The organism is Algibacter sp. L3A6 (assembly GCF_009796825.1).
Classification (GTDB): Bacteria; Bacteroidota; Bacteroidia; order Flavobacteriales; family Flavobacteriaceae; genus Algibacter.
The window spans coordinates 2,912,501-2,938,376 of record NZ_CP047030.1 but is presented as its reverse complement, the minus strand read 5'-3'; the positions used below and the strand labels follow the sequence as shown (position 1 = coordinate 2,938,376).

The window sequence follows — 25,876 nt, the reverse complement described above, 5'->3', positions numbered from 1 at the left end:
ATTTCTATTAAATATATAGATGAAGATGGTCTTCATCTAAAAAAGATTTTTAAGACAAATAATGATGATACATTCACAAGTATAATTCATCATTTAAAAAATGAAAAAAAACAATCTCATTTTTTGTAGTCTGATCTTTCATACTTTTATATATATTTGCGATAGTAAACTTTAGGAGTAATTAATTATTAAGTTAATTAGTTTGAGAAATATCCTTAGAACCTGATTTGGTTAACACCAACGGAGGGAAAAGTTAACAGTGTCACCACTGCCCTTTTTTCAAATTCCAAAATCTTTTATCGTTTACAAAATTGTTTGACTAATTTTTTTTAGTCTCCAAAACCGTTTTTGTATGATAAACATAAAAGTAAACAACCAAAATCACAAATTTAAAGTCAATAGCACGCTAGACCACGTTCTAGAAATGCTAGATATTTCTCCACAAGGCATTGCGCTAGCCGTAAACCAAGACATTATTACTAAATCACTTTGGAAAACCTGTACCCTCACCGAGGGCGACAGTGTTTTAATTATTACAGCCACACAAGGCGGTTAACCCCTACTCCAAAAACAAATATTCAAACAAAAATTTAACCATAATATATTAACAGTTACAGCGAAAAAACCACAAGCCATGAAGCAAAAAGATACCGCTCCAAAACAAGACGGAATTACTAGAAATCCTTTTCCTAATTCTAAAAAAATATATGTAGAAGGCAAAATTCATCCACAAATTAAAGTGGCCATGCGCGAAATTTCTTTAAGCGACACCACAGATTCGATGACCAAAAAGAAAACGCCAAACGAGCCTGTAACTGTTTACGATACCTCTGGGCCATATACCGATCCAAACAAAAAAATAGACATCCACGCCGGTATCGAACGTATTCGTGAAAGCTGGATTAAAGATCGTGGTGATGTGGAGCAACTCAAAGCATTTTCATCAGAATATTGCAACCAACGTTTAAACGATAAAAGTTTAGACCACATGCGTTTTTCGCTTCTAAAAAAACCTTTACGTGCCAAAACCGGACAAAACGTAACCCAATTACATTACGCCAAAAAAGGTATTATTACTCCAGAAATGGAATATATCGCTATTCGTGAAAATCAACGTATCGACGAGATGACAGAGATTAGAAAACAACACAAAGGCGAACATTTCGGTGCTTCTATTCCTGATAAAATCACAGCAGAATTCGTCCGTTCAGAAGTTGCAAGAGGTCGTGCCATCATCCCATCAAACATTAACCACCCCGAAGCTGAACCTATGATTTTAGGTCGTAATTTCTTGGTGAAAATCAATGCCAATATTGGTAATTCTGCCGTAACATCTTCCATCGAAGAAGAAGTAGAAAAAGCCGTTTGGGCATGCCGTTGGGGCGCCGATAATATTATGGATCTTTCTACCGGAGAAAATATTCACGAAACTCGCGAATGGATTATCCGTAACTCACCAGTTCCAGTAGGTACCGTACCAATTTACCAAGCTTTAGAAAAAGTAAATGGCGTTGCCGAAGATTTAACTTGGGAAATTTTCCGCGATACCCTAATCGAACAAGCCGAACAAGGTGTCGATTATTTCACCATTCACGCTGGCGTTTTATTGCGTTACGTACCCATGACGGCCAAACGCGTTACTGGCATTGTATCTCGTGGTGGTTCTATTATGGCAAAATGGTGTTTAGCACATCATAAAGAAAGTTTTTTATACACCCATTTCGAAGATATTTGCGAAATTTTAAAACAGTACGATGTGGCCTTTTCACTTGGCGATGGTCTGCGTCCTGGCTCGGTTGCCGATGCTAACGATGAAGCTCAATTTGCCGAATTAGAAACCCTTGGCGAACTTACACAAATAGCACGCAAGCACGAAGTACAGTGTTTTATAGAAGGTCCAGGTCACGTACCAATGCACATGATTAAGGAAAACATGGAAAAACAAATTGAACTTTGCGACGAGGCACCTTTTTACACCTTAGGGCCACTAACCACGGATATTGCGCCAGGTTACGACCATATTACATCGGGTATCGGTGCCGCCATGATTGGTTGGTACGGTTGCGCCATGCTGTGCTACGTAACGCCAAAAGAACACCTTGGTTTACCTAATAAAGAAGATGTTCGAGTGGGTGTGGTTACCTATAAATTAGCTGCCCATGCAGCCGATTTAGCCAAAGGTCACCCAGGTTCGCAACATCGCGACAATGCTCTAAGTATGGCACGTTTCGAGTTCCGTTGGGAAGATCAATTTAACCTTGGTTTAGATCCCGAACGCGCTCGCGAATATCACGATGAAACCCTACCTGCCGAAGGTGCAAAAATCGCACATTTCTGTTCTATGTGTGGTCCAAAATTCTGCTCCATGAAAATTTCTCAAGAAGTTAGAGATTTTGCTGCCGAAAACGACATTGTAAACAACGAGGTTATTGCAAAAGGTTTCGAAGAAAAATCGAAAGAATTTAAAGAAAAAGGATCCGAAGTGTATCTTTAACAAATAATTTGGGAGTTCCCGTGCTTTTTCGCAAAAGCACGGTCGGGCTTTCCGTTACAATCTTTTGCAAAAAAAGCAAAAGGATTTCCACTGCAATCCCTAACTCAGTGTCACGGCATAGCGCTACGGCATTACAAGTTACAAAACATAACCATAAAAAATGATAGTCTTAATTTCACCAGAAAACGATATTCCAAACGAAATTGAAATACTTAATCAGTTATTTCAAGAAGGTTTACAATACTATCATTTTAGAAAACCAGAAAAAAATTACGACGAACATTGTGCTTATTTAAATCAAATAGAGGCTCAATATCATAACCGCATTGTAGTTCATTATTTTCATGAGCTTGTTAATACATACCCATTAAAAGGTATTCATTTTCAAGAACAAAAACGGAAAGACCACATTGATAATCCTGGACAATATTTCAAAAACCTTAGCATGTATGGCAAAACCATAAGCTCATCGTTTCATGAAATTCAAGACCTTATTGACTGCGAATTCGAATTCGATTATCATTTACTAAGTCCGGTGTTTTCATCCATTTCAAAAGCAGGTTACGAAGGTCGCGGATTCGACGTCAACCCTATCGATAAATTTATTGTTGGCATGGGCGGTATTAATACCGATACCCTATTAGAAACTTTCAAACTCGGTTTTAAAGGCGTTGGTGTTTTAGGTGGTGTTTGGAATGCAGAAAACCCTGTAAAAAGTTTTATAGAATTACAAACAGCACATAGCAGCATCAAACTTTGAAAAGTAGACCAAACATATTAACCATCGCAGGTTTCGATCCCACTAACGGTGCCGGATTAACAGCCGATGTTAAAACATTCGAGGCCTTAAAATGTTATGGTTTATCTGTTTGCACGGCAAATACAGAACAAGACGATCAGAAATTTATGGCTTGCCACTGGATACCGACTTCAATTATTTTGAATCAAATAGACGTTCTTTTTAAACGTTTTGAAATCAACTTTGTTAAAATTGGCATTGTAGAAAACTGGGGTGTTTTAAAAATTATCATCAATAAATTACAAAGTTTAAACCCTGAAATAAAAATCATATTAGACCCTATTTTAAAATCGAGTTCTAATTTTGATTTCCATAGTGATTATTCAGAAAAACTAGATGTTGTTTTATCTAAAATCTATCTAATCACTCCTAATTACAACGAAATTCAACAATTATATCCAGAGAAAGATATCAGCGAAACTATTGCACATATTCAATCTAAAACCAATCTATTTTTAAAGGGTGGTCATCATCCCGAAAAACTAGGACAAGACACGCTTCATCTTAAAAACAAAAAACACTTTGTATTGAATGCTAGGTCTAAAAATTGTACTGAAAAACATGGTAGCGGCTGTGTACTATCATCAGCAATAACAAGCTATTTAGCCTTAGAGTTCCCTATATTGAAAGCCTGCTTAAAAGGGAAACAATACACCGAAAAATTTTTAAGTTCTAATACCTCATTATTAGGCTTTCATTCAAAAAAATAATATGAAAACGACATTACATTACATATCGCAAGGCGCCACACCACAAGAGCATTTAAATAATATTCACAGTGCCTGCGCTGCTGGAGCAGAATTGGTACAGTTACGATTAAAAAAATCCAATCCTAAAACTATTTTAGAAACCGCAAAAAAGGCAAGAGAAATTACCAATCATTTCCAAACGCGTTTAATTATTAACGACCATTACAAAGTGGCCGTAGAAGTTAAAGCCGACGGTGTACATTTGGGTAAAAAAGATGTTTGCCCAACCGTGGCTCGAAAAGCATTAGCTTCTTGGCAAATTATTGGTGGCACAGCAAATACGCTAGAAGATTGCCAAACACTTATCGATAAAGGCGTCGATTATATTGGTTTAGGCCCTTTTCGTTTAACAGAAACAAAAGATAATTTAAGTCCGGTATTGGGTGAAAAAGGTTATGCCGAAATCATCACAGTTTTAAACACAAAAACTCCAATTATTGCTATTGGTGGCATCACCTTAAATGATGTTTTAGACCTTATGATTACGGGCGTTTTTGGCATTGCAGTTTCGGGTGAAATTACACGTGATTTCAACAAAATAACAAAGTTTAAAGAACTCATTAACGGAGGAACAGCGCAAGAACAACGTTGGAAACCGGAAGATACTAAAAATTAAAAAAGCTAAAACCTTTTAATAAAAGTTACTTTTATTATGAATGATAAATTACAAATAGCAGATAAAACATTTTCCTCTAGACTGTTTACAGGCACCGGAAAATTTAGTTCCTCGGCATTAATGAAATCCGCTTTATTAGCTTCGGAAAGTGAGTTAATCACTGTCGCTCTAAAACGTGTAGATGTTCAAGATAAAGACGACGATATTTTATCGCATTTAGACCACCCGAGAATTAATTTATTACCAAATACATCTGGCGTTAGAAACGCTAAAGAAGCTGTTTTCGCTGCACAATTATCGCGCGAAGCTTTAGAATCTAATTGGATTAAATTAGAAATTCATCCGGATCCAAAATATTTATTACCAGACCCCATTGAAACTCTAAAAGCAGCCGAAGAATTAGTGAAACTAGGTTTTGTTGTGATGCCTTATATACATGCCGATCCTGTGTTATGCAAACGTTTAGAAGAAGTAGGCGTACAATGCGTAATGCCTTTAGGCGCACCAATTGGCAGCAATAAAGGTTTAAAAACTCAAGATTTTCTAGAAATTATAATCGATCAAAGTAACGTCCCCGTTATTGTAGACGCAGGTATAGGTGCACCATCGCATGCCGCATATGCTATGGAATTAGGAGCGGATGCCGTGCTAGTAAATACCGCCATAGCCGTTTCACAAGATCCAACTACAATGGCCATCGCTTTTAAACTAGCTGTTGAATCTGGACGCATGGCGCACCAAGCAAAATTAGCACCTATTGTACACAAAAAAGCTGAAGCTAGTAGCCCGTTAACCAGTTTTTTGAATTAATAAAACCATGAGCAGCTTTACAGACACTTTTAATACATACAATTGGGATGATACCCTACAAAGCATTTTTACTAAAACAGAAAGCGATGTGCTGCGTGCTTTAGGCAATTCCAAACGGGATTTAGAAGATTTTAAAGCACTTATTTCTCCTGCTGCAAAGCCCTATTTAGAAGATATGGCAAAGCTTAGCAGAGCATTAACTAAAAAACGCTTCGGGAATACTATACAAATGTATTCCCCTATGTATTTAAGTAATGAATGCCAAAACATTTGCACGTACTGTGGCTTTAGTATGACTAATAAAATTCCGCGTAGAACTTTAACTGATGCTGAAATTTTAAAGGAAGTTACTTATATAAAATCTAAAGGCTACGACCATATTTTACTGGTTACAGGTGAAGCCAATAAAACGGTTGGTGTGGACTATTTTAAAAATGCTCTAAAATTAATACGTTCACATTTTGCTAATATCACTATTGAAGTACAGCCTTTAGACCAAAATGAATATGAAGAACTGATAGATAACGGACTATTTGCCGTTTTGGTTTATCAAGAAACATATCATCGAGATGAATATAAAAAACATCACCCCAAAGGAAAAAAATCTAATTTCGATTATAGATTAGAAACGCCTGATCGTTTAGGTAAAGCAGGTATTCATAAAATTGGATTAGGTGCTCTATTTGGTTTAGAAGATTGGCGTGCCGATAGTTTTTTTACAGCCTTACATTTAAAATATTTACAGAAAACGTACTGGAAAACAAAATACTCCATTTCTTTCCCGAGACTTCGCCCCCATTCTGGAGGGTTAGATCCTAAGGTAGAAATGACCGATCCCGATTTGGTACAACTTATTTGTGCTTTTAGATTATTAGATGAAGATGTAGAGTTATCCATGTCGACGCGTGAGAGTGAAGTATTTAGAAATAATATTGTGAATTTAGGAATAACATCCATCAGTGCCGAGTCTAAAACCAACCCTGGCGGTTATGCCGTGGCTCCAGAATCTTTAGAACAGTTTGAAATCTCAGACGAGCGTTCTACAGAAGCTGTGACTAGCATGCTAAAATCAAAAGGATTGGAAGTGGTTTGGAAAGATTGGTCTAACAACTGGGAATAATGCAATTATCTAAGGAAGAAAAACAACAATATAACCGGCATCTTATTTTAGATAATATCGGTGACCAAGGACAGTTAAAACTAAAAAACGCTAAAGTATTGGTTATTGGAGCTGGTGGTTTGGGGTGCCCCATTTTACAATACCTAACAGCTGCAGGTGTTGGAACTATTGGCATTGTAGATCATGACACCATTGACCAAAGTAATTTACAGAGACAAATTCTGTACACCCATGACGATTTAGGAAAGTATAAAGCCAAAGTTGCAGCGGGTAAATTATCTCGATTCAATCCGTATGTTAAATTCGAAGTCCATTTAGAAAAAGTGACTTCTGAAAACGCTCTAAATTTGTTCTCAAATTATGATATTATTGTGGATGGTAGCGATAATTTCCCAACGCGTTATTTAGTAAATGATGCTGTTGTACTTAGCAATAAACCCCTAGTTTTTGGCTCTATTTTTAAGTTTGAAGGTCAGGTTTCGGTATTTAATTATAAAAACGGACCAACTTATCGATGCTTATACCCTACCCCTCCAAAACCAAATGAAGTACCGAACTGCTCAGAGATTGGTGTTCTTGGTGTTTTACCAGGTATTATTGGTAGTTTACAAGCGAATGAAGTTCTTAAAATAATTTTAGAATTAGGTAGTGTACTTTCGGGTAAAATACTAGCATATAATGCACTTAGCTCGGAACAACTCATTTTTAAACTTAAAAAAAATGAGACTATGCATATAGAAAAACTAGAAGATAATTATGATGGTTTTTGTGGCATATTGAATAAAATAAAGGAAATTACATTCCAGGATTACGCTATAAACAAAACAAACTATAACGTGCTCGATGTAAGAACAAAAGCGGAACGAAACGATTATTATATTGAGAGTATCCATATTCCTTTAGATGAACTTGAAACACGTTTACATGAAATTCCTCAAAATAAAGATTTGTTGGTGTATTGTAAATCGGGTGTACGAAGTAAAGCAGCTATTACGATTTTACAGAAGCACGAATTCAGTAAAAACGCCGTGAATTTAAAGGATGGTTTAGACACCTACAACTAAGAAAAACACCCCAAAACGCATTGATATAAAACCTATTTTAATCGCTTTGAAAGCCATTAATAAAATGGTATTTTTACAGTATGAATTTTGGAGTCCCTAAACATAAAAAACTTATACTATTTGATGGTGTTTGCAACCTTTGTAACAGCAGTGTACAGTACGTTATAAAACGTGATAAAAAAGAACATTTTTTGTTTACGGCATTACAAAGTGAAACAGGAAAACAAATACTTGACCAGTATAAAATTGACACAACTAAAATAGATTCTATTTTACTTTATACACCAGAAAAAGGGATTGATTACAAATCTACCGCAGCCTTAAAAATAGCCGTTTCTCTTAGTTTTCCTGAAAATTTGATGGCTATATTTTTTATAGTTCCTACTTTTATCAGAAACTGGGTTTACGATTTTATCGCAAAAAACAGATATAAATGGTATGGCAAAAAAGAATCGTGCATGATACCTACTCCTGAATTAAAAAATCGATTTTTGGAATAGTTTTTTATGAGTTCAATAGTTTTATCTGAAACTTTTTTAGAAAGATAATCTTAATAAGAACGCAACCATTCTATGATTTATCCATCTAAATAAAAATAACTATCGATGATAAAACAATTTGCTTACTTAGCCCTAGTTTCTCTTTTTATTTCTTGTAATTCTGACGATAACCAACCAGATTGTTCTACCGTATTCTGTATGGAACCTACAATTATTATTAATTTACTAGATAGTGCTACGAATGAAAATATTATTATTAAAAACAACATTCCTGAAGATGCTATTATAATAAATGATACTTCTGAAACTCCTTTAAACTTCTATTTATCAGAACCTAATGGCTTACTCTATATAAGTAAACGAGACGCGATAGCGACCTTAGACATTAGATTAAACAATGAGGTTATTTCAAACATATCTTATAAAACATCTGCTCCAAACACTGATACATGTTGCGATTTTGGAAGTCTTACCGATGTAATAATTACTGAACACACTTTTGATATTGGAAACAATACTATCACTATTTATCTTTAAATTAATATTTGTTAGTTAAACATTTTGATAAACCAACCTTGGCATTAATATAAGCCTAGCCCCTTTGCGGATGGTTGCGGGAGCGATAGCAGCGGCATCCTTTTTGTGAAGCTTAAATAGACTTGAACTTCATTGTTACAGAGTTTTTAATTAATTAACAAAATGATAAGCGTTGTACTAATCTGCTTTACAAAAAGATACAGCGGATAGCGCGGTTTTTATTTTTCTTAAAAACCCGCCCATAAAAATTTTGAAATTATGTATCTTCCTTTCCGATTTTGAACAGTGATTAATGGCAGATAATAAAGAATTAGAATTGGCGTGGGAATTTGTGAACAACACAAACCGGTCAATTTTTTTAACGGGAAAAGCAGGAACAGGAAAAACGACGTTTTTACACCGACTAAAAATGGATTGCTTGAAGCGTTTAGTGGTGGTAGCACCAACGGGCGTGGCAGCAATAAACGCAAAGGGCGTGACGATACATTCGTTTTTTCAGATGCCTTTTGGTCCTATTTTACCGGACACCGATTTGAATGCCTCTAAGAGTTTTAATCGAAAATTTAATAAAACTAAAATTGATATTATTAGGTCTATGGACCTTTTGGTTATTGATGAAATTAGTATGGTGCGTGCCGATTTATTGGATGGTATTGACCGTACTTTGCGCCGTTTTAAAGACAGAAATAAAGTTTTTGGTGGTGTACAAGTACTTATGATTGGAGATTTGCAACAGCTTTCGCCAGTGATTAAAGAAAGTGAATGGCATTTATTGAAACCGTTTTACAAAAACGGATTCTTTTTTAGCAGTCTCGCTTACCAAGAATGTAACGCCGTAACTATTGAGTTAAAGCATATTTATCGCCAAGACAACCCGACGTTTATTAATATTTTGAATGAAATAAGAAATAACGTGCTTTCGGAATCTTCGGCAGCGGAATTAAACAAAAGATATATACCCGATTTTACACCCGAACCTGATGCTGGTTATATTTCGTTAACCACACACAACAATAAAGCGGAGGCTACAAATATTACAGAATTAAACAAAATTGATGGCCGAAACAGGATTTACAAAGCCAAGGTTGAAGGGAAATTTCCGGAATATGCCTACCCCAACAACGAAGCTTTAGAGCTAAAGGTTGGTGCACAAGTAATGTTTGTAAAGAACGACAGCAGCCCTGAGAAGCGCTATTTTAATGGGAAAATCGGAAAAGTTATTCATTTAGATCAAGACGAAGTTATTGTACATTGCCCTGATGATGAGTTTAGTATTGTTACAAAACCTGAAGTTTGGGAAAATATAAATTACACCGTTGATGCGGACACTAAAGCTATTTCGGAGAACAAAATTGGCTCTTATACCCAAATGCCTTTGCGTTTGGCGTGGTCTATTACCATACACAAAAGCCAAGGGTTAACCTTTGAAAAAGCTATAATTGATGCGCAAGGTGCTTTTGCACATGGGCAAACTTATGTGGCGCTAAGTCGATGTAAATCGTTGGAAGGTTTGGTTTTAAAAAGCAAAATACATTCTAGCCAGATTATTAGTGATGCCAACGTCATTACGTTTAATAAAAATGCTGAAGCTAATGAGCCCGATGAAGCTGTTTTAGAATTATCTCAGAAGAATTTTCAGTTAGATTTAATTGAGGAAGTGTTTGATTTCTATCCGTTTTTATATCCTGCAAATCGTATTTTGGATGTTTATTATAAAAACCGAGGTAGTATTGAAGGGCAAGTTGAAGCGCCTCTACTCTCCATAAAAACAGCAATTACTAACTTTTTAAAAGTAAGTACCGGTTTTAATGCTCAGTTAAAAGAGTTGTCTAAAACGGAACCGCTACCCGATACGAGTACCTTAATACAGGAGCGATTTAAAAAAGCTGTTGCTTACTTTAAGGATCAGATTGAAACGCATTTTGTAGCGCCTTTAAAAACGTTTGGTTACACCACAGATAATAAAACTATTGATAGCGATTTAGCTAAAGCTGTTGATTTACTTGAAGAATTACTAGCCGCTAAACTTTTATTTTTTAATGGTTTAACAGATGGGTTTTCGTCCAAATCTCTTTTAGAATTAAGAGCAAAATCTAAATTTTTAGCGAAAGACAAACCTAAAAAAGCTAGAAAGACAGTTATTGATGGTACGGCAAATGTAGAATTGTTTGAATTGCTACGTGTGCTTAGAAATGAAATTGCCGAGAAAAACGATTTAATACATTATCAGGTTTTTAACCAGAAAACACTTTATGAAATGTGTGAAACCTTGCCTTTAAGTAAAGCTGAATTGCTAGAAATAAACGGTATGGGAAAAACACGTGTAGAAAAATATGGAAGCGATATTTTAAAGGTAATTAAAGGTTATTGTGATGAAAATGATATTGATACCTCTGCCGAAAAAATCGATTTCATAGAAGAAAAAGTAGTCGAAAAACCAAAAACTCCAAAGGTTGACACTAAGAAAGTATCGTTAGATTTATTTAAATCGGGTAAATCTATTGATGAAATTGAAGATGAACGCGAACTTACAAGAACCACAATTCTTAGACATTTATCTCATTTTATTGATTCGGGTGAAGTAAAAATCAGCGATTTAATGCCGATAGAGCACTACAATGAATTGAAAAAAATAATTCCGAAGAAAAAATTTGAAAGCCTAACGGAATTAAAACAATTAGTTGACGATAAGTATACCTACGAAGAATTAAGATTGGTATTAAGAGCTTTAAATGATGCTTAACTCAATAGCACGTATTTATTTTTTTGTAAGGAATATGATGTTTAAAGACTAAAAACAACTCATTACGTACTTAAATTATTATTTTAGTGTCCATGGATATAATTATTGCATCAAGTTTAAAAACATTACAAAAGGCTGAAATACTATTACATAACTTATGCGATGCCAATTTATGCGATGCATCGGTTGCTCCATACTACTCGAGTATTGGCTCTCATATTCGCCATATTTTAGACTTCTATAATTGTATTTTTAATATGAATGAAAATCTAGAGGTTGATTTAACTGCACGATGTAGAAATACAGATGTAGAAAACCAATGCCATGCTGCGTTAAACTATTTAAATATTACTAAAGAAAAATTACAATCTTTAGATATTGATGTAAATTCTAAAATAACTGTTATTGACGATTTAGGCTTGGGTAAAACCGAAATGGCTTATACGTATGCCGCTTTATTATCCCAGGCCAATAGCCATACCATCCATCATTACGCCATTATAAGCTATATTATGAATGGTTTGAAAATTGAACTAGAAGATTGTGAGTTTGGATACAACCCAACGACTCCAAAAGCGGTTTCAGAAAAATGTTAATTGGTTAGCCTTGTTATTTTTTAAACATACTATTCATGATTAACCTGATACCTTTAAATATTAAAAACACAGCAAAAGCACATATTAAAAGCCCCACAGCTAAAAGCGGAATATAAAGCTTGTTTTCTGGTTGACTCAATGCCATACTCAAGATTATTGGTCCCATGAAGAGTGTTAATACGGCAAAAATCATGGTTTTTACACCTTTATAAAGTAATACTTTGTCTGTTCTATTATCGTCCATTATTATAATTTTGAATTGCTAATCTTACGTTTTTGTATGTTTGAAGTAATGTTTCGGCTTCGGTTCTTGGAATATCAAGTTCGGCCATAATCATTTTTGTACCACGATCGAAAAGCTTGTTATTGCTTAACTGCATGTCGACCATTTTATTCCCTTTAATATGCCCCAACTGAATCATGGTTGAAGTCGTTATCATATTCAAGACTAATTTCTGAGCAGTTCCTGCTTTCATTCTAGAACTCCCAGTAACAAACTCTGGGCCTACAATAGGTTCTACAGGAAACTGAGCCGTTAGAGACAGCGGGCTGTTTTTATTACAAGAAATACAACCTGTGATAATATTGTTCTCATTGCATTGCTCTAATGCAGCAATAACATAAGGCGTTGTGCCCGAAGCAGCAATACCAACAACCACATCTTTATCTGTAATATTATGTTGTTTTAAATCTTCCCAACCTTGGGTAAGAGAATCTTCAGCAAATTCTACAGCATGCCTAATAGCATGATCGCCACCGGCAATAAGACCGATAACTAAATCTGGAGACACGCCAAATGTTGGAGGACATTCCGAGGCATCTAAAATACCTAAACGTCCACTAGTACCAGCTCCCATATAAAATAAGCGTCCGCCTTGTTTTAATTTAGAAACAATTTGTTCGACTAACTTTTCTATTTGTGGCAGCGCTTTTTCAACCGCCAATGGTACACTTTTATCTTCCTTATTTATGCTGTTCAATAATTCAGACAGATTCATCTTTTCGAGATGATTGTAATTAGAATCTTGTTCTGTAGTTTTTGTGAATTTCATCATATTTCAAAAATATGAATTATTGAGGTCTTAAACATAAAGAACATCCTCAACTTCTATCTTTTTATCATTTATAAAATCATAGAGCGTAAGTTGTCTTAATATGTAATAATCTTGCCAGAAATTTTCAAGAGAATTTAATCTTTTAATATTATTCCACCGTATAATTCAGCACCGAAACTTCCGAAGCTCTAAAATATCCGAATGGGTAATTATCTGGATTTGTTTCGTTTACGCAATTTCCACGAACTGTAGCAGGTTGTGTTTCAAAAGGATCTCCTCCTGTATCATCAGTTTGCTGAAGTAAAACCACCATATACTCATAAAAACGTTCGGAAATACCGTTACTGTAAACTGTTAATTCTGAACCAACTTCCAGATCTTCATCTGTATAAAAAGCAAAAATCTCATTACCATCTGTAAATTCATCATCATAAACTTCGAGACTTATACTGTTAGTTTCCTGTATATCAAATTCAAACAAATAATAGTTACCCATACCTTCTGGGTCGGTATAATATGCTTTTAATTCTATTTCATCTCCAGAAAAACCGCCATCATTTTTTTGTTCAACGCGATCTATATCTGCCACAGCCATTAATTGCTCTGTACCTCTATAAATTTCATCATTATAATTAATGCTAAGCGTGTAAAATCCGTTAATTTCAGGTATAAACGTGTTATTTACATAAATACCAGTATCGCCGTCTTCAATAAAGTTAAAAATGTTATTATTTGAATCTGTAACCCTTACAACAGCTCCATTTGCAGGAGGCACTTCTAGGTTATAAAAAGGCGCACTTAATGTTAACTTTATAAACTGATTTTCACCATCGGTACCTTTAATCCAGTTAAGCGAAGCATCGATAACTAAGCGTGGCTCGGCCGAGTTTAACTCTAAATCGATAACATCTTCACAAGCTGTAAAACTAAAACTTATAAGTAATAGATATATAATTTTTTTCATGATATTAAAATTTGAAATTGTAAGAAATTGAAGGAATAATACCAAAAATGGCCAATCTACTCGCTTCATTAACACCCGTATCTTGATTAGAACTAAAGGAAACAGAAGCTGCATTCTTTCTGTTATAAGCATTATAAACTCCAAAAACCCAATAGCTCTGTAGTCCTGATTTTTTATCTGGCTTAGCGGTATAAGTAGCTGAAACATCTAAGCGATGATACACAGGTAATCTATCTGCATTTCTATTACTGTAACTAGGTATAGTTACACCGTTGTATTGATATTGCCCATTTGGAAATGTAGCTGGTTGACCTGTTTGAAATAAAAAGTTAGCGTTTAATTTCCATTTTTCATTTAAATCGTAACTTCCGGTAAGTGAAATATCGTGGGTTTTATCATAAGGTGTATTGTACCAATTTCCATTATTAATTCCTATTTCATCCGCCGTTCTTCCTTCTGTTTGCTGTTCTGATTTAGACAACGTATAAGCTAACCATCCTTTAAAACGACCTTCATTTTTTCTAAACAAAACCTCTAAACCATAAGCCCTTGCTTTTCCGTTTAACACCACTTGCTCAATGGCGTTGTTGGCAACCAAATCGGCCCCATCGATATAATCAATTCTATTCTTTATCGTTTTATAAAAACTTTCTACTTCCAAAGAATATTTACTACCATTAAATTCTTTAAAATACCCAACAGCATATTGATCTAATAATTGTGGTTTAATATATTTTCCACTTGGCGTCCAAACATCTAAAGGTGTTGGAGAATTTGTGTTGGAAAGCAAATGCAAATACTGTGTCATTCTATTATAACTTGCCTTTACGGAAGACACCGTATTAAGCTGATAAGCAACAGAAGCACGTGGCTCTAGGTTAACAAAACGTTCTATAACATCACTTCTATCAAAGGTTTCGGTATCTATGGGATTTGCCTTTTCGTAAATTTGAAAATCCTCATTAAAAACAACAGCTTGGTCGTTTTCATAAACATTAAGTTCGTCTTGACCTAAACGGTGAAACGTACTTAAACGCAAACCGTAAGACAATGATAATTTATCGGAAACCTTATGCTCTGCATCCAAATAAATGGCATTTTCAAAAGCATACTTTTGAGTTAATTTAAACGGGTTAATACCAGATCCTTCTACCGTTGGTTTGATATCACCAGGATTAAAGGCATAATAAATACTATTTAAACCGTATTGTAATTTTATTTTATTGGTTAGATAATGTTTGAAATCGTATTTTATGTTGAAATTTTTAATGCCAGAATTCCAATCGAATTCTACAAAATTAAGCTTTAACCCGTAATAATAATCGGAATAAATTAGTGATAGGTTTGAAAATATCTTATCAGAAAATAAATGATTCCATCTAAAGTTTAATACTGTATTTCCATATGTATTTTCAAAAGTATCAGCAATACTGAATACATCTCGACCAAAATAACCCGAAAAATACACATTATTATTATCGTCTATTTTATAACTCAACTTAGTATTTAAATCGTAGAAATAAGCCTTATTATCTAAATCGAAAAGGGGTAAAAACAAATGCGCATAACTAGATCGTCCTCCTAATAAAAACGAACCCTTATCTTTTTCTAAAGGACCTTCGAGTAATAATCGACTCGATACAATACCAATACCACCATTAGCATGAAACTCTTTACTATTTCCTTCCTTTTGATAAATATCTAAAACTGATGAAACACGCCCACCATATCGAGCAGGAATACCTCCTTTATAAAGTTTTAAATCTTTAACTGCATCAGGATTAAAAACCGAGAAAAAACCAAATAAATGCGACGAATTATAAATGGTAGCTTCATCTAAAAGAATTAAATTCTGATCGGCCGCTCCACCACGAACATTAAATCCAGAAGCCGCTTCTCCTGCCGTTGTAACACCTGGTAATAACGTGATGGCTTTAATAATATCGGCCTCACCAAGTACAACTGGTATTTCTTTTATGGTAGTAGAACTCAATTTATTTACACTCATTTGTGGTGCTTTAATATTGAGTTTTTCTATATTTTCGGTAATTACAACTTCATCCAAGCTTTCTAAGGTATCAGTTAAACTGAAATTTTTAACCAAATCTCCAGTAAGTTCTACCGTTTCAACAATGGTATTGAAACCTAAATAGCTTACCGCTAGTTTATACGTGCCTTCAGGCAGCGTAATGGAATAAAAACCATACTCATTGGTTGTGGTTCCTGACTGAATTTCGGGAAAAATAATATTAACTCCAATTAGCGTTTCATTACTACTTGCTTCGGAAATGGTTCCGCTTATTGTAAATTTACTTTGTGCATTTAGGGAAAGACTAAAAAAAGAACAAGCTATAATTAGCCACAAGAAAAGGTTTTTCATTAAGGGAATTTTTTATAAAAATAAATAAAAGCATCTAAGTATTAATCATTTCCATGTATTATTTCGGTTTATTCAATAAAAGCAACCATATATCCTGTCTATAAGATTTATACAAGAAAACAAATACAATATTGGTTACAAAATGACTTAATAAAAGTGCAAAAGCTGCACCGACAAGATGATATTTTGGAATAAATAAAAAGCACAATAAAACGTTTACAGCACAACCCAAAATAAAGCGATAAACATTACGATTTAATTTATTCTGATTCACCAAATGCTTCTCAAACAACATACCTACAAAAACAAATATAGGTGCCCAAGCGAAAACCTTTAATGGACTTTTTGCGGCTTCAAAGCTTTTCTCATATTGAGTAGATATTACATAATCTCCTAAAAAGGTGTAAAATATCCCTATACAAATACCGAAAAGAATAACCACTTTTAACATAAACTTTAAGCGTATAGCATACAAAATTTTATCGTCTAAATAACATTCTGCTAAAGCTGGATATAATCCATATATAAAAGCTGCACCAATATTCCAGGTGATAAAAATAACTAAAAAATTAACCACAGAAAACACACCGTTTGCGGCGCTTCCTAAATAGGTGTTGATAAAAAAATCGTCTATTGCTAAGTAAAAAACTATTATAAAATTGGTGAGTAATAAAGGGAAAGCTGAAACCAATAAATCTTTAGCTAATTTAAAAGACCAGGATAACTTGCAAAGGTTTAATTCTTTGGAATACGTTATAATGCCTAAATAAATAAGGGTTTGCATAGCGAATTCAAAAAACAAAACTCCTGCAAAATAAAATGCACCAAAGTTATGCTCCACGCCGTAATACTGAACAATCAATACAAATATAAGCGTGATAATTTTACAGATAAAAACGTATTTATATTTTTTTCTAGCAACAAAAAAATACTCAATAACATCACTAATTCTAAACAAATAACTAAACGCTATAATTAAAACAATAAAGGTAATTTCACTTGTATTTGTAAAATAAGTATAGATTAACAAACACAATGAAAGTAGCACAAAACTACATAAGCGAAGTACTAAAGTGGTACCAATAATCTGGTTTTTCATTTTAGGTTTAAACACTAATTCTCGAATACATATAGCCGATAAACCAAGAAAGAAAAAAGGTGCCAATACACCAACAATAGCTTTAGATATTTCTAATTCGCCCGAATTAAACGCTCCTAAACTATTAAAAATTTTAGGAGTAATATAAATACCCACAATTAACTGACAAACTTTTTCTACAATATACCATTTGGCATTTGCGAAATCTTTTTTACTGAATAAACTCAATGCTACTTTTTGGGCTAAAATAGCACTATATAGTAAGTTTTCAACAAATTTTATTACCTTAGAAACTTCAAACCCCTATTTGATGACCCCAGATTTTATTAGAAAATTTCATATATATGAAATACTAGCAACCACTTCTCTCAATAATTGTAAGTCTAGAAAAGAGATAATCAGCATATTAGAAAAAATATATTTAGATTATCATCTTGGAGACAAGCTATACCAAGGTTTATTGGTGAGTAATGAAAAAACAATAAGCCGTGATGTAAAAGATATCGAATCCTTTTTTGGAGTAGAAATTGAACATGTTAGGCACAAAGGCCATTATATGGTCAATCAATCGGTAATAACTAAAACGCACCGTACAGTTTTCGATAAAATGGAATTATTTTTAGCGAGTCACAAAGAGCGTCAATGGTCTCCTTATATTACCACCGAAGAATCCTCTTTAAACACCGAAATCAATATTTTAGGTTTAGTTAAAGCCATAGAACGTAAAGTTTATATTAAAATTAATTATGAAGGCTGGTACGACGATGATCGGTTTACCGAAATTGAACAAGCCAAAGTGCAACCTTTACATATAAAAGAAGCGAATAAGGCTTGGTATCTATTAGCTTATAATAAAGCTATTGGCGTAAAAGTACTTTGTTTAGATAAGCGGGTTTCTAACATTACAATTACTGAAGAACTGGTACAAGCCCCATATTCTTTTGATGAATCTCTATATTTTAAAGATGCCTTCGGAATTTTAAATAATGATATTAAAACAGAAACCGTTAGGTTAAAAGTTGCAAACCATCACTTTAAATATTTAGAATCTAAACCACTCCACCATTCTCAAATCATTTTAAGCCGTCCTGTTAAAATGAATACTGACGTTTTAGATTATACAGACCAGGATATCTTTGGTGAAATTTCGGTAACCCTAAAACCGAATTATGAGTTCCTTATTGAATTATTTAAATTTAATATGTGGGTAAAAGTTTTAGAACCAAAGTGGTTAATAGAAACCATAGTAGAGCAACACGATTTTATTTTACAACATTATTATCCCGATTTTATTCGTTAAACGACTTCTTTTTATCCCTCTTTTTTATTTCATTCTTTAACCGGACACGTATTGTCTAGTTGGTCTTTTTATTTGTACAACAAACATTTAAAAAATATAGCTATGAAAAAGTTATATAAAATTATAGCGCCATGCGTTATGTTTTTATTACTCTGTAGTTGTGGTTCTAGATTTTCCAAACAAGACCAACTTAGGGTCTACAATTACTATGTAAAAAAAGCAAACCAATACAATGCCATAGAAGATTACGAAACAGCTGTAAAGTATAGCGATAAAGCTATTGACATAACAGACACCTTAGCCATAGCTTATAAGATTAAAGGGATTGCCTTATATCACTTAAATGTTCTGGATGACGCTATAGTTAATTTCGACGAAGTTATTAGCTTAGAAGGCGAAACATCAGATGTTTTTAAAAATCGTGCTATAATCCATTTAAAAAATGATGACACCTACTTTTTAAATGATATTGAAACTTATCTCAGCACGCATCCTAATGACGATGAAGCTATAAATATGAGAGCGAACTATTATCAAAATGCTTTTAACTATGCAAATGAAATGGCTTTTCGGACTGTTAAGTATAATTAGAATCACACCAATTCTTGATAGAACAAAAAAAGCACCCAAATGGGTGCTTTTTTATTTATAATTTGAAAACAATCTAAAATGCTTTTAGTTTAAAATAGCATTAAAGGTTTTACTTGGTCTCATTGCATTATTTATTAAGTCTTCGTTAGGCTCATAATAACCACCTAAATTTACAGAAGCACCTTGAATATCAACAAGTTCTTTAACAATAACAGCTTCGTTATCTACTAGTTGTTTAGCAATTGGAGTAAATTCAGCTTTTAAAGCAGCGTCTTCATTTTGCTTTGCTAATTCTTGTGCCCAATACATAGCTAAATAAAAATGACTACCTCTATTATCCAACTCACCAACTTTTCTAGAAGGCCCTTTTCTGTTTTCTAATAATTTATCAGTAGCGTTATCAAGAGCTTCACCTAAAATTTTAGCCTTAGGATTGCTGTTTGCTAAACTAAAATGCTCTAACGAAACTGCAAGTGCTAAAAATTCACCTAAAGAATCCCAACGTAAGTGGTTTTCTTCTAATAATTGTTGCACGTGCTTTGGTGCAGAACCACCTGCTCCAGTTTCAAACAATCCACCACCATTCATTAATGGTACAATAGATAACATTTTTGCACTAGTTCCCACTTCTAAAATTGGGAATAAATCGGTTAAATAATCACGTAATACATTACCAGAAACAGAAATAGTGTCTTTACCATCTTTTAAACGTTCACAAGTAAAAAGCGTAGCATCTATAGGAGATAATATACGTAGATCTAAACCAGTTGTATCAAGATCTTTTAAATATAAATTTACTTTTTTAATAAGTTCAGCATCATGAGCTCTGTTTTCGTCTAACCAAAATACAGCAGGAGTTTCTGATGCTCTAGCACGAGTAACAGCCAATTTAACCCAGTCTTGGATTGGAGCATCTTTAGCTTGGCACATTCTCCAAATATCTCCAGCTTCAACCGTATGCTCTAATAAAGTAGCACCAGAAGCATCAATAACTTTTACAACACCATTAGATGGAATTTCAAAAGTTTTGTCGTGAGAACCATATTCTTCTGCTTTTTGAGCCATTAAACCTACGTTAGGAACAGTTCCCATAGTAGTTGGATCAAAAGCACCATGTTTTTTACAAAAATCAATAGTTGCTGTATATATACCTGCATAACTACTGTCAGGAATTACCGCTTTAGTATCCTGTAGTTTACCTGCAGCGTTCCACATTTGTCCAGACGTACGAATCATTGCTGGCATAGAAGCATCAATAATAACATCACTAGGTACGTGTAAATTAGTAATACCTTTATCACTATTTACCATAGCCAAATCTGCACCATTTTCAAAAGCAGCATCAATAGCAGCATTAATTTCGGTTTGTTTTGCTTCTGGTAATTCTTTTAAACCATCAACTAAATTTCCGTACCCGTTATTTACATCAACCCCAATTTCATCAAAAGTTTCTCCGTATTTTTCAAAAACATCTTTTAAATACACACGAACTGCATGACCAAAAATAATAGGATCACTCACCTTCATCATCGTTGCTTTCATGTGCAGAGATAATAACACACCTTCTGCTTTAGCTTTTGCAAATTCAGTTTCAAAAAACTCGATTAGAGCTTTTTTACTTAAAACAGTAGCGTCAATAATTTCACCTTTTAAAAGACCTAAATTATCCTTTAAAACCTTTACGTTTCCGTTAGTATCAGTATGCTCAATTTTTATACTTGTCGCTTCTGATAATGTTACCGATTTCTCATTATGAGCAAAATCGCCAGCATCCATAGTTGCTACATGTGTTTTAGAATCGCTAGACCACGCTCCCATTGAATGCGGATTGTTTTTAGCGTAATTTTTCACAGCTTTTGGCGCACGACGATCACTATTACCTTCGCGTAATACCGGGTTTACAGCACTTCCTTTAATTTTATCGTAACGAGACTTAATTTCCTTTTCCACATCTGTTTTAGGCTCATCTGGGTAACTCGGAATAGCAAAGCCTTGGCTTTGTAGTTCAGAAATAGCAGCCTTTAACTGCGGTATAGATGCACTAATATTCGGTAATTTGATAATATTAGCCTCTGGTTGTTTTGCTAAATTTCCAAGGAAAGCTAAATCATCCGAAACTTTTTGATCTTCCTTTAAAAAATCAGGAAAAACGGCTAAAATTCTTGCAGCTAACGAAATATCTTTCGTTTCAATTTCAATTCCCGCCGATTTTACAAAAGTTTGAACAATAGGTAAAAAAGAACGTGTTGCTAAAGCCGGAGCTTCGTCCGTTTTCGTGTAAATAATTTTAGACATTCGTGTGATGTTTTGTGAGTTATTATATCTAAAAAATGGATAGTAATAAAAAGATGCCATTTTTTGCGTTGCGAATATACAAAAATTGAGTTTTAAAATGCCTCATTTTTGACACGAAAGGAGATAAAGCATAGCAGATTTGTAACAATTCTTCCAAAAACCCATATTATTCACAAAATAAAAATAAAGCAAAAATATTTTACGAATTCGATAATAAATCATTGCTAAAAGTGCGAGTTTTTAATAAAAATTAAAAACCGCGCTATCCACTGTATCTTTTTGAACATTTATCTTTTGCTACAAGTATTTATGCTACTCTACTCAATTACAAACAGTAACATTAAATTTAAATTAAAACTTTCGTCCAAAAAGGATGCCGTTACTATCGCTCTCGCGCCTATCAGCCAAAATCCTATTTCTATCAAAAATTACAAGCTATTTTAGCAAGAAAAATTACTTTTTTTGAACAAATTAGAGTAGCTATCGTTTAAAAATTTTTAGCTTAAATTTTAACTAAAACTATATTAATGATTTCAATTTAGCCTACCTACTACTTATACACAACCTACTATATAAAATCAATAAATGAACATAAACCCCATTAAATAAACGTTTTATAGCGTTTCTATTGCGTTTTTCGCATTTCAAACTAATTATTAACGTAAATTTTATTTTCACCCAAAAACTACATTATATAAAAAAAATTTTACACCTATCTTTTCACCACATTATTGACCACTTTTGTACTATCTGCGCAAACACTAGGAGTTTCTCAGTTTAATTACTGGTGGTAAAGAATATATAGAGCACATACCAAGTAATTTGTCTATTATTATATTAGATCCACACAGCGGATTAATACTTTCAGACTCAACAGCAAATGGGGCTAACTATCCAAATGACAACACAACGAACCCACTATCCGCCCCTAACTATTTACCTACTAGATCATTTGGTATCAACGAAAGAGACGATAACACAGATGTTTAAATTAGACGTATTCCAAACGAAATATTATCTCAAAACGGAGTTTATGCTCACATTATAACTAATAATTTGACAGAAAAAAATTAAATCCCTAGGCTTACATAAATTTAATATTGTAATAATAAATTTCAACATAAAAAAAGAGGTTATTTGAATCAATTCAAATAACCTCTTTTTTAGTTTCGTACATCTTTAAATAGTATTTTGTATACAATCATAATATACAGAGCTATTAACAGCTTAATACATGTACTAATAACTATAAATAGTTATAATTAGTCAACCGATAAACTCACAACGTATTAAATAAAGTCAATTTAAGTTTAATCTTAAAACCTCTACTACAAAAACAGTATTATAAATAGATTTAGATACTATTAGTAGACTCTATACATCAAGAATTCATATATAAGCCTATCTGCTAAACTGACGGAAAATACAAAGATCTAGATCTAAAATCCCTTGAATTTAAACGTATCTAAATAAATTAAACAAAACTACCTTCCTTATATTTATTAATACAGTTACTTAAGGTGTCATGCAATCCTTATAAAACTCCCCCTTAACAAACAGAACAATATCGCTTACGCGGAAGTAGAACATTAAATGGAAGGATTGATGTATTCTAAAGTAAACAATATTATTACCTTTTAAACAGTAGTATAACAAAATATAGTAAGCATAACACATAAAATATTACTTAGCTTGTACTCACTCAATATTCAAAAATTATACAATCAACTTATATTGAAGAAAATAAAAAAAGCCTATTTAAATTGTAAACAGCTCATTCAATACACTTTACCTCTGGCTATTTAGGTTGAGTTTATTGCAAAAAAAATCCTCAACAAATAAATGTTGAGGAATAAAAAAGGCAACGACCTACTCTCCCACAAATGCAGTACCATCGGCGCTAATGGGCTTAACTTCTCTGTTCGGAATGGTAAGAGGTGAGCCCCATCGCTATAACCACCTTAAGTTATAGCTGCTCGCTATTAGATCTAAATCCTTTAGCATACAGCGTTTATCGCTTTGGATAAACAAATATCTTAACATATTGAAACAAAAATCATGAACTTATTTTATAATACTTCTAATTGTATAACTTTTAAAAAAACAGGCGTACAATAAGCCTATGGGTTATTAGTACTACTTGGCTATGACATTACTGCCTTTACACCTATAGCCTATCAACGTGGTAATCTTCCACGACCCTTTAAAGAAATCTCATCTTGTGGTGGGTTTCGCGCTTATATGCTTTCAGCGCTTATCCCTTCCCAACGTAGCTACTCAGCAATGCTCCTGGCGGAACAACTGATACACCAGAGGTTAGTCCAACTCGGTCCTCTCGTACTAGAGTCAGATCCACTCAAATTTCTAACGCCCACTGTAGATAGAGACCGAACTGTCTCACGACGTTCTGAACCCAGCTCGCGTGCCACTTTAATGGGCGAACAGCCCAACCCTTGGGACCTTCTCCAGCCCCAGGATGTGACGAGCCGACATCGAGGTGCCAAACCCCCCCGTCGATATGAGCTCTTGGGGGGATCAGCCTGTTATCCCCGGCGTACCTTTTATCCTTTGAGCGATGGCCCTTCCATACGGAACCACCGGATCACTATGCTCTACTTTCGTACCTGATCGACTTGTAGGTCTCTCAGTCAAGCTCCCTTATGCCATTGCACTCTACGCACGATTACCAACCGTGCTGAGGGAACCTTTAGAAGCCTCCGTTACTCTTTTGGAGGCGACCACCCCAGTCAAACTACCCACCAAGCACTGTCCCTTCAATAGAAGGTTAGACTCTAGATAAGCAAAGGGTGGTATTTCAACAATGACTCCACAACGCCTAGCGACGCCGCTTCAAAGTCTCCCACCTATCCTACACATTACTTATCCAAAACCAATACTAAGCTATAGTAAAGGTGCACGGGGTCTTTTCGTCCCACAGCGGGTAATCGGCATCTTCACCGATACTACAATTTCACCGAGCTCATGGCTGAGACAGTGTCCAGATCGTTGCACCATTCGTGCAGGTCGGAACTTACCCGACAAGGAATTTCGCTACCTTAGGACCGTTATAGTTACGGCCGCCGTTTACTGGGGCTTCATTTGAATGCTTCGCCGAAGCTAACATCTCCACTTAACCTTCCAGCACCGGGCAGGTGTCAGGCCATATACATCATCTTTCAATTTAGCATAGCCCTGTGTTTTTGATAAACAGTCGCCTGGACCTTTTCACTGCGGCCACCCCGAAGGGTGGCGACTCTTCTCCCGAAGTTACGAGTCTATTTTGCCTAATTCCTTAGCCATGAATCTCTCGAGCACCTTAGAATTCTCATCCCAACTACCTGTGTCGGTTTAGGGTACGGGCTGCTTCTCTTGCTTTTCTTGGAAGTCGATTTGCTAGATTATCACCTTGACCGAAGTCTCAGTGTACTATCGCGGTGTTACCACTCGCTTCAACGCACAATTCCGTCTGTGCGCACTAACTTTTCGCCTCCGTCACTTTTAATGAGAACAGGTACAGGAATATTAACCTGTTGTCCATCCACTACCCCTTTCGGGTTCGCGTTAGGTCCCGACTAACCCTCAGCTGATTAGCATAGCTGAGGAAACCTTAGTCTTTCGGTGTGCGGGTTTCTCGCCCGCATTATCGTTACTTATGCCTACATTTTCTTTTGTAGCTTCTCCAGCATGACTCACATCACACCTTCGACGACACTACAATGCTCCCCTACCGATATTTCTATCCCATAGCTTCGGTAATATGTTTATGCCCGATTATTATCCATGCCGAACCGCTCGACTAGTGAGCTGTTACGCACTCTTTAAATGAATGGCTGCTTCCAAGCCAACATCCTAGCTGTCAAAGCAGTTCAACCTCGTTTTTTCAACTTAACATATATTTTGGGACCTTAGCTGATGGTCTGGGTTCTTTCCCTCTCGGACATGGACCTTAGCACCCATGCCCTCACTGCTGATTAACATTTTATAGCATTCGGAGTTTGTCAGGAATTGGTAGGCGGTGAAGCCCCCGCATCCAATCAGTAGCTCTACCTCTATAAAACTATAAATCAACGCTGCACCTAAATGCATTTCGGGGAGTACGAGCTATTTCCGAGTTTGATTGGCCTTTCACCCCTACCCACAGGTCATCCGAAGACTTTTCAACGT

At 34.7% G+C, this 25,876-nt stretch carries 21 protein-coding genes, 2 rRNA genes and 1 riboswitch (1 of these 24 only partly in view); of the genes, 15 read left to right on the top strand and 8 right to left on the bottom strand.

Going from position 1 to position 25,876, the window contains the following annotated elements:
* Positions 1-163 precede the first annotated feature (163 nt).
* Positions 164-266: riboswitch (TPP riboswitch) on the top strand.
* 86 nt (positions 267-352) lie between these two features.
* The 12 genes from thiS to GQR98_RS12360 all read left to right on the top strand — a co-directional run bounded on the left by thiS (position 353) and on the right by GQR98_RS12360 (position 12,028).
* Positions 353-556, top strand: coding sequence for a sulfur carrier protein ThiS (gene thiS, locus GQR98_RS12415; RefSeq protein WP_159019768.1), 204 nt, complete (start codon positions 353-355; stop codon positions 554-556).
* 78 nt (positions 557-634) lie between these two features.
* Positions 635-2,494 (top strand): phosphomethylpyrimidine synthase ThiC, encoded by a 1,860-nt coding sequence (gene thiC, locus GQR98_RS12410; protein WP_159019767.1) that lies wholly within the window; start codon positions 635-637, stop codon positions 2,492-2,494.
* A 160-nt stretch (positions 2,495-2,654) separates the two neighbouring features.
* Complete coding sequence (locus tag GQR98_RS12405) at positions 2,655-3,254, top strand: thiamine phosphate synthase (protein ID WP_159019766.1); 600 nt, start codon at positions 2,655-2,657, stop codon at positions 3,252-3,254.
* Positions 3,251-4,003 (top strand): hydroxymethylpyrimidine/phosphomethylpyrimidine kinase, encoded by a 753-nt coding sequence (locus GQR98_RS12400; protein ID WP_159019765.1) that lies wholly within the window; start codon positions 3,251-3,253, stop codon positions 4,001-4,003. The genes GQR98_RS12405 and GQR98_RS12400 overlap by 4 nt, the downstream gene beginning before the upstream one ends.
* Before the next feature lies 1 nt (position 4,004).
* Positions 4,005-4,658 (top strand): thiamine phosphate synthase, encoded by a 654-nt coding sequence (thiE, locus tag GQR98_RS12395; RefSeq protein WP_159019764.1) that lies wholly within the window; start codon positions 4,005-4,007, stop codon positions 4,656-4,658.
* A 36-nt stretch (positions 4,659-4,694) separates the two neighbouring features.
* A complete protein-coding gene (locus GQR98_RS12390) occupies positions 4,695-5,468 on the top strand; it encodes a thiazole synthase (RefSeq protein ID WP_159019763.1) in 774 nt (257 codons plus the stop codon).
* Between the two features lie 7 nt (positions 5,469-5,475).
* Complete coding sequence (thiH, locus tag GQR98_RS12385; RefSeq protein WP_159019762.1) at positions 5,476-6,588, top strand: 2-iminoacetate synthase ThiH; 1,113 nt, start codon at positions 5,476-5,478, stop codon at positions 6,586-6,588.
* A complete protein-coding gene (gene moeB / locus GQR98_RS12380) occupies positions 6,588-7,652 on the top strand; it encodes a molybdopterin-synthase adenylyltransferase MoeB (protein WP_159019761.1) in 1,065 nt (354 codons plus the stop codon). Before thiH ends, moeB begins: the two co-directional genes overlap by 1 nt.
* A gap of 80 nt (positions 7,653-7,732) precedes the next feature.
* Positions 7,733-8,152 carry a thiol-disulfide oxidoreductase DCC family protein gene (locus GQR98_RS12375; protein WP_159019760.1) on the top strand — a complete coding sequence of 140 codons (420 nt, stop codon included), beginning with the start codon at positions 7,733-7,735 and terminating at the stop codon, positions 8,150-8,152.
* Positions 8,153-8,257: 105 nt separating this feature from the next.
* A complete protein-coding gene (locus tag GQR98_RS12370) occupies positions 8,258-8,689 on the top strand; it encodes a hypothetical protein (protein ID WP_159019759.1) in 432 nt (143 codons plus the stop codon).
* Between the two features lie 292 nt (positions 8,690-8,981).
* Positions 8,982-11,432: a helix-turn-helix domain-containing protein gene (locus GQR98_RS12365; RefSeq protein WP_159019758.1), complete on the top strand. Its 2,451-nt coding sequence runs from the start codon at positions 8,982-8,984 to the stop codon at positions 11,430-11,432.
* A gap of 92 nt (positions 11,433-11,524) precedes the next feature.
* Positions 11,525-12,028, top strand: a complete 504-nt coding sequence (locus tag GQR98_RS12360) for a hypothetical protein (RefSeq protein ID WP_159019757.1) — start codon at positions 11,525-11,527, stop codon at positions 12,026-12,028.
* A 13-nt stretch (positions 12,029-12,041) separates the two neighbouring features.
* Here the strand turns inward: GQR98_RS12360 and GQR98_RS12355 are convergent, their stop codons facing one another.
* The 5 genes from GQR98_RS12355 to GQR98_RS12335 all read right to left on the bottom strand — a co-directional run bounded on the left by GQR98_RS12355 (position 12,042) and on the right by GQR98_RS12335 (position 17,754).
* Positions 12,042-12,272: a DUF6095 family protein gene (locus GQR98_RS12355; protein ID WP_159019756.1), complete on the bottom strand. Its 231-nt coding sequence runs from the start codon at positions 12,270-12,272 to the stop codon at positions 12,042-12,044.
* Entirely contained in the window at positions 12,262-13,080 is an 819-nt protein-coding gene (gene murQ, locus GQR98_RS12350) for an N-acetylmuramic acid 6-phosphate etherase (RefSeq protein ID WP_159021158.1), read from the bottom strand. The genes GQR98_RS12355 and murQ overlap by 11 nt, the downstream gene beginning before the upstream one ends.
* Before the next feature lie 151 nt (positions 13,081-13,231).
* Complete coding sequence (locus tag GQR98_RS12345; RefSeq protein WP_159019755.1) at positions 13,232-14,047, bottom strand: DUF4249 family protein; 816 nt, start codon at positions 14,045-14,047, stop codon at positions 13,232-13,234.
* Positions 14,048-14,051: 4 nt separating this feature from the next.
* Complete coding sequence (locus tag GQR98_RS12340) at positions 14,052-16,427, bottom strand: TonB-dependent receptor (RefSeq protein ID WP_159019754.1); 2,376 nt, start codon at positions 16,425-16,427, stop codon at positions 14,052-14,054.
* Between the two features lie 58 nt (positions 16,428-16,485).
* Positions 16,486-17,754: a flippase gene (locus GQR98_RS12335; RefSeq protein WP_159019753.1), complete on the bottom strand. Its 1,269-nt coding sequence runs from the start codon at positions 17,752-17,754 to the stop codon at positions 16,486-16,488.
* An 82-nt stretch (positions 17,755-17,836) separates the two neighbouring features.
* Here GQR98_RS12335 and GQR98_RS12330 point away from each other — a divergent pair, with 82 nt between their 5' ends.
* Positions 17,837-18,826 carry a helix-turn-helix transcriptional regulator gene (locus GQR98_RS12330; protein WP_159019752.1) on the top strand — a complete coding sequence of 330 codons (990 nt, stop codon included), beginning with the start codon at positions 17,837-17,839 and terminating at the stop codon, positions 18,824-18,826.
* A gap of 102 nt (positions 18,827-18,928) precedes the next feature.
* Positions 18,929-19,417 (top strand): tetratricopeptide repeat protein, encoded by a 489-nt coding sequence (locus tag GQR98_RS12325; protein WP_159019751.1) that lies wholly within the window; start codon positions 18,929-18,931, stop codon positions 19,415-19,417.
* Positions 19,418-19,501: 84 nt separating this feature from the next.
* Here GQR98_RS12325 and GQR98_RS12320 read toward each other — a convergent pair whose 3' ends face one another.
* Positions 19,502-21,712 (bottom strand): NADP-dependent isocitrate dehydrogenase, encoded by a 2,211-nt coding sequence (locus GQR98_RS12320; RefSeq protein WP_159019750.1) that lies wholly within the window; start codon positions 21,710-21,712, stop codon positions 19,502-19,504.
* Between the two features lie 822 nt (positions 21,713-22,534).
* On the opposite strand from GQR98_RS12320, the gene GQR98_RS12315 reads away from it, so the two are divergent.
* Positions 22,535-22,702 (top strand): hypothetical protein, encoded by a 168-nt coding sequence (locus GQR98_RS12315; RefSeq protein ID WP_159019749.1) that lies wholly within the window; start codon positions 22,535-22,537, stop codon positions 22,700-22,702.
* A gap of 866 nt (positions 22,703-23,568) precedes the next feature.
* Here the strand turns inward: GQR98_RS12315 and rrf are convergent.
* Positions 23,569-23,676: ribosomal RNA gene (rrf, locus tag GQR98_RS12310) — 5S ribosomal RNA — on the bottom strand.
* A gap of 146 nt (positions 23,677-23,822) precedes the next feature.
* Positions 23,823-25,876, bottom strand: a 23S ribosomal RNA gene (locus GQR98_RS12305) (it continues 769 nt past the right edge of the window).